Raw genomic sequence first — 14,119 nt, forward strand, 5'->3', positions numbered from 1 at the left:
ACGGCGAACCGTTGGCGACTAGGCCGATTCGCGAATAATCAGATCCGGCTCGAACACCAGACGGCGCGGATTCGAAATGTCCTTCGAGTTGATGCGCTCGATCAGCAGATTGACCGTTTCCCGAGCGATCCGATTCTGCGGTTGGCGTAGAGTGGTCAAACTCGGAGCTGAAAGTTTTGCCCAAGGAATGTCATCGAAGCCCGTTACAGCTAAATCGTTCGGAACCGACAGCCCCATTTCCTGAGCCGCCTTCATCGCACCGATAGCGATAAGATCCGTCGCACACACGATAGCGGTAGGCCGATCGCTCATCCGCAACAAAGTCTTCGCGAGGTCCAAGCCCTCGACAAACTCTCCTGTTCCTTCGCAGACCCAGCCGTCCTTGACCATCAGTTTCGCCTTGTCCATCGCATTGCGATAGCCCTCTAGGCGCTCACGGTTACCCAATGCGGCCTGTGGTCCTGAAATGAAAGCAATCTTCTTGTGCCCCGTCTTAATGAGATAGCTGGTAGCCTTTTCAATCGCCTCGATATTCTTGATGACGATCTCATCGGCCTGGATTTTGCCGAGGTTGGTTCCGCCGACGATTACAGGCTGCTTGCGCTCTACGAAACGATTCAAAATCTCGAGTGACTCCTTGTCGTCCCACTCACTCATGTTGAAAAGCAGGCCTTCCACGCGGTTTGCCTCCATCATTTGCAAAGCCTTCACAACCTCGCTGTGACCGCCCGAAACGCTCGAGAGCAAAACCTGGTAGCCCTTCGCGAGCGCCGTATCGTGGATCGTCTGGAAAAACCAAGGATAGAACGGGCTTGTGATCGACGGGATGATCAAACCGATCAGGCCGGACTTGCCCGAGCGTAAATTCGCCGCCTGCTGGTTACGCACGTAGCCAAGCTTCTTGGCCGCTGCCATCACCAGCTCCTTGTTCTTAGGACGCGAGCTAGATCCCGCTAGGATCCGGGCTGCAGTCTTTGGAGATACACCTGCTTCTTTCGCAACTTCGTATATGGTCGCCATCGATCTAGACTGTTGACCATTTTTGAGACCGATGACGAACCCTTTTTCCATCGCTTTTCCGCTCCTAAATCCTTCTCAGTCAATAATCGCCCAAATCGCAGTTTTTTGGAGATGTATCATTTGTTTTGACATCGTTGTCAGTTTTAGTCGAAAATCCGGCCACTAAGAACAAATGTCAAAACTTTCCAAACCCCATACACTCCCCTACAGCGAGTACTTTACGACCGCATACGACATGTGGCTCGGAAAGTTCATCGGTGGAACTTTCGGTGCAAATTACGAAGGTTTTAAGCACATTTTGGATGTCAATGTAGAGGACCTCCTGCCGCTCAACATAGTCGAGAACGACGACACGGATCTGCAAATCCTCTGGCTTCACGCCCTCCAAGAGCATGGCATCGACTTGAATTCAGAGCAAATGGTCGCCGAGTGGCGCGAGCACGTAGACGCACCTTGGTCAGAGTACGGAATCGCGATCGCCAATTGGGAACGCGGCATCATGCCGCCAAAATCTGGCGATGTAGACAATTGGTTCTTCGGCAATGGCATGGGCTGCCCTATCCGTTCCGAGATCTGGGGCATAATCTGCCCGGGAATGCCAGGACTCGCAGCGAGTTACGCCAAGCAGGATGCCGAGCTGGATCACCATGAGGATTCGGTACAGGCCGAGATCTTCCTTGCGGCGCTGGAGGCGGCAGCCTTCCTCGAAAAAGATCTCATGAAGCTGATCGAAACCGGACTCAGCTACATTGACCCTGAGAGCCGATTCGCTCAAATGGTCCCGAAAGTGATCGAATGGTGCGAATCGAACTCCTGGCAACAGGTTCGAGCTCTTATCCTGCGGGACTTCGGACACCCTGACTTTACCAATTCCCCACAAAACCTGGGATTCACCATCCTGGCCCTCCTCAAAGGCGATGGCGACTTCGTCAAGACGATGAACATCGCCATTAACTGCGCCTACGACACGGATTGTACCGCAGCCTCGGCGGGAGCGATCCTGAATGCGATCAGCGGAACTGCGGCCCTCCCTCCATCCATCCGCGATGCCCTGACCGACGACTATAAAATCAGCGACTGGATGCTCGGCTTCCCTCGCGACGGCTCCCTCAAGGAGCTCACCCACGCCAGCTGTTCCTTTGGCCTGCAGATCGCTTCTCGCAATCCCGACCTACTCCACATTCCGGTCGAGCAAGAAGTCCCTCAAATCCCAGCCTTGGTGGTCAAGAAACAGGACCTCGCTGAAATCTCGCCAGTTGAAAAAGCCTTCCCCGACTGGGTCGTTTTCGGTCCCTATTCGAGAGACTGGAAGGAAGTCAGCCCTCAAAATACCGAGTATCCGGATCATGGATGCGATGCACTGCCTTCGCTCAGGTACATGACTCAGATGCACTCCGGCTTCGACACCGACTTCAAAGACCCAGCCACCCTATCTCAGACGGGACTCACAATCGACGCGACCGCCAACGATCCGCACGCGCACTTCTTGCCCGCAAAAGACTCTCGTCTCATCCTGAACGGGCTTCCGGATGCAGGCAGTCCCTGCAGCTACTACGCTTACTCTGAATTCGAGTCGCCTGAGGATTCTCACAATTGGATGCTCGCAGGCTGCACCGGACCAATCGAAATTTGGTTAAATGGAAAGCGTATCCTGAAAAGCGATACCTATCAGCCATTAAACCCTTGCACATTCGAAGCAGACCTGAAGCTCCAGTCCGGCACCAACCGTATCGTGCTAAAGCTGGAAAAGACCTCACAGCCAGTCGAGGCTGTGGTCATCTTCAAGAAGCATCGCAAACGCCACTGGCACCAGTGTTTCGTCAATACGGACCTTAACTGGACTCCGTTGAACGAACCGAGCGAAGCCGCCACTTTATAGGCCGCTTTGATTTGCAGCTTTCCGTATTGGCTGCATCTTTCTATTCCGTCCCTCCACTGGAGGGACTTTACCCTTTTCTACACTCATGCTTCCCCGCAACCATATCCTAAAGTTCGCTCCGCGGCGCGCCCTCACCAATCTCAAGCTCCTCAAGAGAGATCTCTGGCAAACGGTCGAAACCGCTTCGATCAATAAGCTAACAGCATCCGGCGAACCCCGTTCGATCGAAACTCCGCACTACTGGGGCAAGATCTATGGCGAACAAGGTTTCACAATCGATCTACCAAACGCGGACAATGATGGCCAACTCTGGCTCCGCTGGATCGATCAGGGGGAATCTACACTGTACATAGACGGAAAGCCCTTCTTCGGCTTCGATGTTGCTCACCGCGAGTGCTTGCTCCCTAAGAGCTTTAGTTCACTCGAAATAAGAGCTTACTGTATCCAATCCGCAATTTGGCATCCAGAGGCCACCGGCATCGATCCACGTGGCAGTGAACTCAAGGGAGCCTTTTTCATCCGTCGTTCCGAAGCTCACTGGAAGCTCATCCACGACCTTCAAATTCTCATCGAGCTCATCGCCGCAGCCGCCCGCAAAGAATCTCCGGAGCTCTCAAACTGGTTTGAGCACAAGGGCGTTCCTACCGACGATCACAACGTCACTCCCTTCACTCGCCAACTCGCCCGAGCACTCGAGTCTACCTGCGATCTCCTAGATCTCAAAAAACTCGACGACGCATCCGCCCTTCTCGACCAAACCTTCGAGAACTTCCCGTCCGAAGCTTGGAATCTGGACGCAACAGTCAACGGGCACTCCCACATCGATCTCGTTTGGATGTGGCCTGAGTCGATCGGAGAAACCAAGGCAGTACACACCTTTACTAACGTCGACTACCTGATGGACCGGTATCCAGAGTTTCAGTTCGGATACTCGCAGCCCGCAAGCTACGAGGCGGTCAAGCGCCTTGACCCCGCCCTCTTCGACCGAGTCTCAAACCGGATTGAGCAAGGACGATGGGAGGCCTACGGTGCCATGTACGTCGAATCCGATACATTGATTCCTTGCGGTGAAGCCTTAGCTCGTAGCTTCGAACTCGGTCAGGCAGGATTTGCCGAACTAAACGGTTCCCCTTCAAAACTCTGTTGGCTCCCAGACGTGTTCGGCTACTCAGGCTCCCTCCCACAGCTAATGAAGCACTATGGGGTCGAGTACTTTTTCACCAACAAGGTGACCTGGAGCGAATCAGTCGCTTTTCCGCTCAATAGCTTCAAATGGGTTGGCTCAGACGGATCCGAGATCCTCACCCATATCCATGGCGAAACGGTCCAGTTCTACAATGGCTGTGCAACCGTCGACGAACTTGAACGCGCCCAGAATCGTCACCACCAGGCGGATACCCACAAAGAGGTCCTGATCCCAACGGGATATGGAGATGGCGGCGGCGGTCCTACAGAAGAGATGTGTGAACGCATCAAGCGTCTTCAGAACCTCGCAAGCATGCCTCGCTGTAAATGGGGCAACATCGAGCCTTTCTACGACCGCCTCGATACACTCCGCGACGATCTCCCCAATTTTCACGGAGAGATCCTCATCCAAAAGCACCGCGGCACCTACACCAGCAGATCCACCTTCAAGTCCCGATACCGTTCTGCTGAAAAAGCTCTCCAGCTCGCAGAAATTGCAGCTGCGACAAAGGGCTCAGGCCCGATCAACGAAACGTGGTGGAAACGCGTGGTCTTCTCCCAGTTCCACGACATTCTCCCTGGCTCATCCGTTACGCGAGCCTACCTCGAGCTCGAAGCAGAGTTCGATCAAATCATCGATGAAGCGAAGGCCTTCACCTCAGAGATACTCTCGAGCGAAGAAGGCTCCGCTCTGTTCAATACGAGCCCCTTCGACGCACAAGCATGGACGGAAGACGGAAAACTCCTCAAAATCCCAGCTTACCAAAGCGCTGAAATCGCACTTGCCGAGAGCTACGAAGGCCCAGCCGTCAATGTTACCGAAAGTACAATCGGCAACGAGCATCTGAAAGCTGTTTTCAACAACAAGGGAGAAATCGAATCACTTGAATTTGGCGGAGCACAGGTTGCCTCATCAGCTCCACTCAACCAACTCTGGGTCTACCCAAACAGACCACACGACCACCAAGCGTGGGAAATCGACCGCACCGCTCTTAGCCTCGGGCAGCAAGAGACATCCCAAGCAGATGTATCGATCAATCGTACACACGACGGACTCGTAGAACTCTGCTTCAAACGCAAACTTTCCGAAAAGAGCTCTGTCCTGGTCACGTACCGTTGCGATGCCACCAAGCCATATCTCGAAATCTCCTACGACATCGACTGGCAGGAGGAACATTCTTACCTCAAGGCAATTATGCCCACCGAGTATCGAGGCGACAATGTTCGCTATGGCCAAGCAGTCGGGAGTACGGTTCGGAACCAAAACCCTAAGACCATAACGGATGAAGCTCAGTTCGAAGTTCCCGGTTCACGCTGGGCACTCATTTCTGACGATGGCGAGCGCGAAGGTCTGAGCGTTGTCACAGAAAACAAATACGGATTCTCCGCTCGCCACGGAACGATTGGCGTGTCACTCCTCTCCAGCCCGCTCACAACCGGGGAAGGCCCCGGGTTCCAGAACCCATTTCCAAACTCACTGCGCGAAGACATACCAGAGAATATTTGTGCCGACCTCGGACGCCACAGCTTCAAACTCATTCTCGCGCCTTGGCAATCCGGCAAGACAGAGGCCTCTCAACACCCCGCGGCCCTTGCGGACTACGCATTCACGGAAGCACTCACAGCGACTCAGGGGACAAAACTCCCTATTCACGGTGTAAAAGGTCTAGATTCCGTATTCATTTCCTGGATCCAACCATGCGAGGACGGAAATTTCATCGTCAAAACGACAGAGACGATGGGGGCACGCGGCACCGTGAAACTTCTCCTAGACGAAGGCTTTAGAGCCACTCCGATCGACGGACTCAAGACCCCACTAGGAACCGCCCTCGAGAACAACGAGTTTCAAGCCACTCCATACAAGCTCAACTGCTTCCTCATTACAGCCAACTGAACGTCCAACCATTCACGGTTTCGTCCGGTCCGAAGCTTCCTACTCTCCTCCTGATCTTCATAATTCACCCCTCATACTTCATCCTTCAAAATGAAGATCACCGATGCCAAAATCTACCTAAACTCTCCTGGTCGCAACTATCTCACGATAGAGATCCACACCGACGAAGGTGTGATCGGTCTTGGAGACGGCACTTTAAACGGACGGGAACTGGCTGTTTACAGCTACTTGAAGGAGCACCTTTTCCCTTCTCTAATCGGACGAGATCCATTCGATACTGAGGATATTTGGAACTTCTTCTATCGCGGCGCTTACTGGCGTCGCGGGCCAGTCACCATGACAGCCATCGGAGCAATCGATATCGCCCTTTGGGACATCAAAGCTAAAGCTCTCGGCGTTCCCCTGTATAAACTTCTTGGCGGCAGCAGCCGCGAAAAGGTCCTTGTCTACTGCCACGCCAGTGGCCGCGACACTGACCACGCCATGGAGGAGGTCGCCAAAAAGAGAGAGCTTGGTTACAAAGCCATTCGCATCCAGTCCGGAGTACCGGGAATGGAAAGCATCTACGGAATCTCCAAAGAAAAAGACAGCTACGAGCCGGCAAAAAAAGGAGAACTCCCGGAAGAAGAATCCTGGAACACTTCAAAATACCTAAACTTCGTACCGAGTCTTTTCCAAAGAGCGCGTGACGAATTTGGATACGATCTGCATTTCCTGCACGACTGTCATCATCGACTCACTCCAAATGAGGCCGCTCAACTCGGCAAAGATCTCGAGCCCTATAAACTTTTCTGGCTAGAGGACACTGTCCCCGGCGAGCTCCAGGAGGGCCTGCGCCTCATCCGTCAACGCACCACGACTCCACTAGCGATTGGGGAAATCTTCAACACAGTCTACGACTGCCAAACTCTGATCACCGAGCAACTCATAGACTACCTTCGCATGACGGTTTCACATAGCGGAGGCATTACTCCTATGATGAAGATCGCTGCCTTTGCCGCGATCTATCATGTGAAGATCGGCATGCATGGCCCGAGCGACGTCTCACCGATCGCCCTCTCAGCCTGCCTCCACGTCAGCCGTGCCATCAACAATCTCGGCATCCTCGAATACATGGGATACTCAGACAAGATGTCCGAAGCCTTCCCACACGAAATCCACTACAAAGACGGGCACCTTTACACAGGCAATGCCCCCGGCCTCGGTGTCGAATTCAATAAGGACTTCGCCGAAAAACACCCCTATCAAAAAGCGTACCTTCCCATCAACCGTCTCGAAGACGGAACCATGTTCCACTGGTAATACCCTGATACAAGATCGGAGGGCAACGCTCCATCGTTGCCGCACTGCCCACCATCACATTGTCCCCCTCCTCCCCTCAATGACATTCCAAAACAAAACAGCCGTCGTTACCGGAGGCGCTAGCGGCGTCGGACTCGAAACAGCTAAGCTGCTCGTTGAACGCGGAGCGAACGTTGCAGTACTCGACTGGAGCGACCAAGGTGGAGAAGCGATCGCTCCACTCGGTGAAAAAGCCATTTTTATCAAGACGGATGTATCCAACGAAGCGGACACCCAATCGGCTGTAACCAAAGCAATCGATACGTTCGGCGAAGTCGATATCCTGGTTAATAACGCAGCAGTACTCGCCTACTCACCCGTTCACGAAACCAGCCTCGAAGATTGGAACCGCGTCATGGGCGTCAACATAACCGGAGCTTTTCTCATGTCGAAGTACTGTATCCAGTCGATGCTTCGCAAAGGAGGCGGATCGATCGTACACGTGGGCAGCGCGCAATCGTTTATGAGCCAGGAGAAGGTCGCTCCCTACGTCGCCTCCAAGACCGCCCTTCTCGGTCTTATGCGCAGCATTGCGGTCGACTACACACCAACGATCCGTTGCAACACTGTCTGCCCCAGCACCATCGATACTCCTATGCTCCATTGGGCCATGGAGCAATCTCCTGATCCGCAAGCAATCTACGACGAATGTGTCGATATGCATTTGCTCGAGCGAATCGCCCAACCTCAAGAAATTGCAGAGCTGATCCTTTTCCTAGCGAGTGATCTCGCAGCCAATATCACTGGGCAAGCCATCCGCAGCGATGGCGGTATCGGAATAAAGATCGAAGGCAGCAAACGGTAGATACGAGCTGCACCTACTTCACATACCTGCACATAAGCTCATCTAAATAACGAGCGAATGCTGCATCTGTTCCATCAAGTTGGTTAACATACAGCTCTCGATCGTTTACCGTATCCGTATCCCAACGACAGCCATTCACTGGATCAAAATCCAGGCGTCCAGGATCAGCTTCCTTCAAATACGGACCAAGCCCTTCCACCGCGTAATACACTGCAGCCAAATCCCAGCTTGGCCGCTGATCCTCTAGAGTCTTTTTGCTATAATTCCAGAGCCAGTCGCGATAGGCCGTTCGTACAATGTTACCCGACTCCGTAGGGATAAGAGAACGCCCCGTCATTACTCTGTGCCCGGCATTCACGTAAACAACCGGAACCGGACAGGTATCCACGGCGTGCTTTGAAAATGAAGCGCTCCCGTTGTTAAAAAAATTCCAGTCTTTACTTCGTTTTCCATCCGAACGATCCGCATTCAAAGCTCCTAGCGCAATCCAGCGCTTCACCTTCTTGCGTACAAGTTCAACACCGTCTAGGTCCGAAAACTCGTCCGGTTTGGAAGCTAGCAACTCGCTAAACCCATTTGTATGACCAATCGTGATATAATGGATGCTCTCATCTTCGGCCGCTGCCAATAAACTACGATTCAATCGAGTCTGATCTTCCACATCATCTCGACTGACCAGATCATGCCCAAATGCAGCAGTGTCCTTGGCGAGCTTCTCAGCCTGCATCTTGTCGACCGGATCACCTACCTCATCTCCTTTGTACGCTCCAATCGGCAAGTCCGGTTTACCGTAGTAGGTGTTGATAGCATCGATCAATCCCACGCCATACGGCACCCGCCCCGAACTGTAAATCACTCCCAAGATTTCCACCTTTCCCTCGATAGCGTAGCTGTGCAGCAATGCCATCGCTCCCACGTCGTCACAATCGGAACCCATATCCGTGTCCAGAATGACTTTGATTGGATCCGCGACCAAGGCTCTCGTCCCAACCAATAGGAACAACACGACTAGAGTTTTCAACATGCCCTTCATATCCAGATAACACTCTCAACAGAATGTCATCAAGTCCTCAAGCAACTACAGCTATTCGCCCCCAGTCATTGCTTGAAGCCGTTCAATCACGCCCCTCCCGAGAGTGGGATTAACGCTTGCTCAACTCGGCAACCTGATTCGCTCCCACAACTTCTCCGCCGTCTGGATACAACTTCTTGGTCGAGTAAAAACAGGCCCAAAACGAGAGAGCCGCGATCACCAAGGACGGAACCAGCAATCCCCAAAGGGCGAGGATCAAACCAATAACAGCAAAAATCGCCCCAAACACCGAACCAATCAATCCGATCGTGAGTAATACTAGCATAGGTCGCGACTCACGATTACGATACTCCTCGCCAGCAGCTTCCACAACGGGTCCCCACCAACCATAAGGGCGAACTCGCTTATAGAACGCAACAAGTCGATCCATCGGTTCAGGCTTACTCATCAGTATTACGAGGAAGGATACAATCGAAGTAAACAGAATGAGTACGAGCTGTCTGGTCACGAAGAAGCCATCATTTCCCTCTACACCAATGGTCTCCATCAGGCTTAGAATCGATTCCTTGCCAATCGGACTCATCACAAACGCGATCACAAACAAGGACATAACTTGGGCAACCACTTCTGCGAGTCCGTTTACTCGCCACCAAATGAAACGAGCGAGCTTCACCATCCCAGGAGCAATTGGCAGAGCCAGACCGATCATCATGAGTGATAAAATATCATCCACCATAATGCCGATCACGGAGGCAAATACAGTTTGGAAAACCATGAACCAACGCGAAACCCAAACGTAGTGATGCTCGCTCTTCTCCTTGGCGATGTAGCCGCGGTACAAATCGTTCGTGAACACCGACGCCGCATTGTGAATGTTCGTATCAAACGATGACATGAACGCGCTCATGAAACCAGCGATCATCAAACCTGTGATACCAATCGGTAGATATTCCGTAACCAAAGCTGGATACACCCGCTCATAGTCTGGAATCACAATGCCAGTGTCCGAGACGATCGACCCCAGCTCGGCAATGATACGCTCATCGGTGAAGAGAAAGATCCCCGCTAAACCGCAAACATAGAACGGAAACGGTTTGAAGACGAAGTTGATGATCTGGCTATAAAGCACCATGTAGATCACCTCTCGCTCATTCTTCAGAGCCAACATTCTCTGAATGTGCGGATTGTACCCACCTTGGGTGAAGATCGGGTGCACGAAAAAATAGTAGATCAAGACCGGCCCCCAAGCAGGGACCATCGACAACAGCATATCGCCGCGTTCTCCCAGTCCCTGAATGCTATCACGCAAGCCAGTATTCCATCCGACCTCCCCAAACACGACTGCCGCGAGTCCGACCGAGCAGGCCATCGCGATGAAGAATTCCACAAAGTCGGTCCACACCACTCCGTGTACCCCTGAGGCTGCCGAGTAAACCAAAGCGATGATCACCATAGCCGCAACGATCACGATGTCCGTGTGTAGCGAGAAGCCGATTACACTAATCGTCGGCGGCAAATCGAGCACCACCGAAATGATCTTCTTCATTCCCACCAGACCAATCGATGCCCACGCGGCCCCTACACCGATCCCGTAAAAGACAGTGTCAAACAATCGAGCGAAGTCCGCCTTCTTGCCCGTGTAGCGGTCGCGGTAGAACTCCATCTGCGTCATGTAACCCGCACGACGCCACAAGCGCGTAAACCAAACCGCTGCCACCGCTCCATTTAGAATGTGCTGCCACGTAAACCAAAGTCCGGCCAATCCATCCTGACGCACCTTGCGCGAGTCCTGTAGGAACGTTGAGGCATTCAACCCCGTTGCTGTCATCGACGTACCGGCTAGCCACCAAGGCATGTTTCGTCCCGCTAGGATGTACTCCTCGGTACTAGTTCCCGCCTTTTTGGAAAGCTTGAAGCCCAACCACAAAAGGAAGGCCATAAAGAGTCCGACAATGATCCAATCGATTAAATGCATGAAATACGAGGGGTGTGAGGTTTGACGATTGACATGAATCTCTCAAATTACATCGATGTCAATTTCTTATTTCAGAGATAGTCGCGAACTCCACCCCACCCTATTTATGGCGACGCTTGCCAAACTACACATATTCGCAGTTAGCCTATCAACGTTCTTATTCGGATTATCAAGTGCACTGGCTTCCCAATTAACCGCTACAGGAAGCGGCCCTGAAATCACTATCCAACCCCATTTAATCGGGTACAATAACCAGACCGCCTTCTCCTGGAATCCCTGGAACAACGCCGACAATCGAGACTCCTTGGCTCTAGCCCGCCCTAGCCACCTCCGCTACCCCGGCGGCACCGTTAGCACCTACTGGGATTTCCGTTCCGGCAAACTCTTCAAGGGAGCAGATCAAGTGGACGCCACTTCCGGCAACGTCCTCCAAAAATCGGCCGCCATCTCCTGGGTTCAATCCGCCCTCACCACCCCAGCGCCCAATCCGCTAGCCGATCTCCACAAAGCCTACCAGCACAACAGCGAACACTCAGACCTCGGAGCATTCGCCCCCGTCTTCTGCCTTAACCTCGCCACCCCCGGTTCCGATTTCTACGCCGACGCCTGGGAACGCAGCGTCAACTCAACACCAGAGTCAGTCGACTGGTGGGACATGCTCGACGACCGATACGATCGTTGCCTCGGGGCACTTGAAACCGCTGAGACCATCCATGATTGGCCCATCCACTACATCGAGCTGGGCAACGAATACCATTTCGGGGGCGGCGAACCCTACGTCCAGGGACTACCACTTGTCGGAGTCAAAGGCACCTTCCCTGGAGAAAACCCAACCTCCTACGCCTCCGCCGCAAACGACTGGGCTGCTAAACTTAAAACCAGGTTCCCCGACGCAAAAATCTGCGCCATAGGCGGCGAAGCGCACTCCCCCGACCAAAACGCTCGCCGGCGCAATTGGAACCTCAACATCCCGCCCCTCCTAAACCGAGACCATGTCGACGCCCTCGCCATCCACGTCTATATTCCACAACCTGAAAACCTCGATATCAGCCAGGGCGAATCCGCCCTCGTCAGCTGGCTTGAGCACTGGACCGACGAATGGGAGCACACCAAACAACTCAGCAACTGGGACGCCATCGACGATTGGAAACTCTGGTTTACCGAGTGGGACTCCGCCGGCCCCGCCAACCAGACTTGGGGCCACGCCCTTCAATGCACCCATACAATCCACAGCTGGCTCGCCGAGGGGCAAGCCGAGCTGATCAGCTACCACATCTTCTGGAACTCCATCCGAAACGGCCGCGAGATCTACCCCCAAGGTCGCACAATCGGGCTCTTCGCCATGGCCAGCCACGGAACCACAAGCGCTCGCCAACTCACCTTTGACAGCTCCCCGAAGCTCCTGAACTCAGATATTCCTTCCCTTATCACCTGGCAATTCGACGGGCCGGCAACCAACCGCCGCTTCCTCTTGATAAACCTCTCAGGCACCGAACATACCTGCGACCTCAGCACTCTCAGTTCCGGCCAAATCCACAAACGCCAGACCGCCTATCCGAATCTCGCATCCAAACTCGATCCGGGAGAGGTCATCGGCTTGGTTCCTAGCAACGATATTAACCTCCCCGCCTTCTCCATCACAGTTCTCTCCGAAGTCCAGCCAACCTTCCCTGACTGGCAAAGCGAGACATTCACCCAATCCCAACTCGCCGACGCAGTAACGAGCTCTCAAACCTCCGACCCCGACAAAGATGGAATCCCTAACCTCTTGGAATTCCTGCTCGGTTCCTCCCCCTTCAAGCCCAACAGCATAACGCACCTCCTACCAGCCTCTCCAGAGACCCTTCACCTCGAACTCCCCATCCTCCCTCAAACAAGTGGCCACCAAATCGAACTCCAATACTCTTCCGACCTCATGAATTGGTCCCGCTACCTTCACCAAGCATCAAGCACCGAACAGGATCCCACCGAAATCGAAAGTTCGGAATTGCCGATCTACTTCCGCTTCGTCGTCCCCTAAGGGCAATCTCAGGTTTCAAATCCTGAACTCTTAGCTTTACTTTTTGACATCGATGTCTTTTATTAAGTTCGTTTTTGCACTCTCCCTACTTCCCCAAGGATGAACACGCTAACCGCAAGCCCATGGACGATCTCCACCTACCTGGAGGAACCAAGCTACGTCTCTAAATCCGCAGACGGAGCTTGGCTCGCACACGTATCCATCCCACGCGCACGCCTCACTTACTTTGGACCGGCAAACCTATCCCAAAACCTACTTAGAGTCACGCCGCCCCCCCTTCCCCAACACGGACCGCACGCTCCCAGTTGGGGCGGCCACATAGTATGGATGCTTTCCGATGCGCTCCCGCATTGGAAGTGGCCGCCTCTGCGCGAATGGGAATACACACCCGCTGCCCAGATTGAAAACTATGCTGGCGCCCTCAGCCTGATCCGACCTCAGGTGCATCCGAAATTCCCTGCTCTCGGGCGGAGCTACCATTGGGAAGGAAACACTCTTGTTTGCGAAAGCTTCTGGACTCCCACCCAATCAGCTCACCACCTCGCGATCCACACACTTCATGTGCCTTTCAACGCCCAGATCGAATTGTCCCAGACTTCGCTCAAAGGTACATTCAAGGAACTAGACGGTTTCTCAATTACCGAACATCCGGTCGCTGATCGCCCTGGACTCACACTTGATCAGACAACAGCTAAAATCTGTCCTTCTTCGCAAAGCGCAAAATACGCATTCCCCACCCAAGAAATCGCTGCCCACATTGACAACTACCGCTTAAGCATGCAGCGCCTAAACGCCTCCTCAAACGAGTTGGACAATCCCTTTACCGATCTTCTCACCCACGTCTGGATAGCTTCTCAAGATCTTGAATCCCCTTTTATCGAAATCGAACAAGCATCACCCTATCTGACACCTGGGCTTGATGGCTACTGCCGATTCGGAATCAGCCTCCAAGCGGAATCACTTTAAT

Annotated in this window: 9 protein-coding genes; 6 read left to right on the forward strand and 3 right to left on the reverse strand. The window is 53.2% G+C overall.

Going from position 1 to position 14,119, the window contains the following annotated elements; translation table 11 throughout:
* Positions 1 to 18: 18 nt before the first annotated feature.
* Positions 19 to 1,071, reverse strand: a complete 1,053-nt coding sequence (locus tag JIN87_RS01380) for a LacI family DNA-binding transcriptional regulator (RefSeq protein WP_200353712.1) — start codon at positions 1,069 to 1,071, stop codon at positions 19 to 21.
* Positions 1,072 to 1,192: 121 nt separating this feature from the next.
* On the opposite strand from JIN87_RS01380, the gene JIN87_RS01385 reads away from it, so the two are divergent.
* The 4 genes from JIN87_RS01385 (at position 1,193) to JIN87_RS01400 (ending at position 8,124) form a co-directional block, all read left to right on the forward strand.
* Positions 1,193 to 2,899 carry an ADP-ribosylglycohydrolase family protein gene (locus JIN87_RS01385; protein WP_200353713.1) on the forward strand — a complete coding sequence of 569 codons (1,707 nt, stop codon included), beginning with the start codon at positions 1,193 to 1,195 and terminating at the stop codon, positions 2,897 to 2,899.
* Between the two features lie 85 nt (positions 2,900 to 2,984).
* Entirely contained in the window at positions 2,985 to 5,978 is a 2,994-nt protein-coding gene (locus JIN87_RS01390; protein WP_200353714.1) for an alpha-mannosidase, read from the forward strand.
* A gap of 90 nt (positions 5,979 to 6,068) precedes the next feature.
* Positions 6,069 to 7,280, forward strand: coding sequence for a D-mannonate dehydratase ManD (manD, locus tag JIN87_RS01395; RefSeq protein WP_200353715.1), 1,212 nt, complete (start codon positions 6,069 to 6,071; stop codon positions 7,278 to 7,280).
* Between the two features lie 79 nt (positions 7,281 to 7,359).
* The gene (locus JIN87_RS01400) at positions 7,360 to 8,124 is read left to right on the forward strand and encodes an SDR family NAD(P)-dependent oxidoreductase (protein ID WP_200353716.1); all 765 of its coding nucleotides are present in this window, start codon (positions 7,360 to 7,362) and stop codon (positions 8,122 to 8,124) included.
* Positions 8,125 to 8,137: 13 nt separating this feature from the next.
* Here JIN87_RS01400 and JIN87_RS01405 read toward each other — a convergent pair whose 3' ends face one another.
* The gene (locus JIN87_RS01405; RefSeq protein WP_200353717.1) at positions 8,138 to 9,148 is read right to left on the reverse strand and encodes a nucleoside hydrolase; all 1,011 of its coding nucleotides are present in this window, start codon (positions 9,146 to 9,148) and stop codon (positions 8,138 to 8,140) included.
* Positions 9,149 to 9,266: 118 nt separating this feature from the next.
* Positions 9,267 to 11,132: a sodium:solute symporter family transporter gene (locus tag JIN87_RS01410; RefSeq protein ID WP_200353718.1), complete on the reverse strand. Its 1,866-nt coding sequence runs from the start codon at positions 11,130 to 11,132 to the stop codon at positions 9,267 to 9,269.
* A 55-nt stretch (positions 11,133 to 11,187) separates the two neighbouring features.
* Here JIN87_RS01410 and JIN87_RS01415 point away from each other — a divergent pair, with 55 nt between their 5' ends.
* Together JIN87_RS01415 and JIN87_RS01420 are read left to right on the forward strand one after the other, a co-directional pair.
* Positions 11,188 to 13,152: a hypothetical protein gene (locus tag JIN87_RS01415; RefSeq protein WP_200353719.1), complete on the forward strand. Its 1,965-nt coding sequence runs from the start codon at positions 11,188 to 11,190 to the stop codon at positions 13,150 to 13,152.
* A 99-nt stretch (positions 13,153 to 13,251) separates the two neighbouring features.
* On the forward strand, positions 13,252 to 14,118 hold the full coding sequence (locus JIN87_RS01420) for a hypothetical protein (protein WP_200353720.1): 867 nt from the start codon (positions 13,252 to 13,254) through the stop codon (positions 14,116 to 14,118).
* Position 14,119: the final 1 nt, after the last annotated feature.

It is taken from the genome of Pelagicoccus mobilis (assembly GCF_016595505.1).
Classification (GTDB): domain Bacteria; phylum Verrucomicrobiota; class Verrucomicrobiia; order Opitutales; family Opitutaceae; genus Pelagicoccus; species Pelagicoccus mobilis.

What these genes read in the sequence shown, in the direction of transcription:
- JIN87_RS01380 (WP_200353712.1), bottom strand. Translation starts at nt 1,071, where the DNA reads ATGGAAAAAGGGTTCGTCATCGGTCTCAAAAATGGTCAACAGTCTAGA.
- JIN87_RS01385 (WP_200353713.1), top strand. Translation starts at nt 1,193, where the DNA reads ATGTCAAAACTTTCCAAACCCCATACACTCCCCTACAGCGAGTACTTT.
- JIN87_RS01390 (WP_200353714.1), top strand. Translation starts at nt 2,985, where the DNA reads ATGCTTCCCCGCAACCATATCCTAAAGTTCGCTCCGCGGCGCGCCCTC.
- manD (WP_200353715.1), top strand. Translation starts at nt 6,069, where the DNA reads ATGAAGATCACCGATGCCAAAATCTACCTAAACTCTCCTGGTCGCAAC.
- JIN87_RS01400 (WP_200353716.1), top strand. Translation starts at nt 7,360, where the DNA reads ATGACATTCCAAAACAAAACAGCCGTCGTTACCGGAGGCGCTAGCGGC.
- JIN87_RS01405 (WP_200353717.1), bottom strand. Translation starts at nt 9,148, where the DNA reads ATGTTGAAAACTCTAGTCGTGTTGTTCCTATTGGTTGGGACGAGAGCC.
- JIN87_RS01410 (WP_200353718.1), bottom strand. Translation starts at nt 11,132, where the DNA reads ATGCATTTAATCGATTGGATCATTGTCGGACTCTTTATGGCCTTCCTT.
- JIN87_RS01415 (WP_200353719.1), top strand. Translation starts at nt 11,188, where the DNA reads ATGTCAATTTCTTATTTCAGAGATAGTCGCGAACTCCACCCCACCCTA.
- JIN87_RS01420 (WP_200353720.1), top strand. Translation starts at nt 13,252, where the DNA reads ATGAACACGCTAACCGCAAGCCCATGGACGATCTCCACCTACCTGGAG.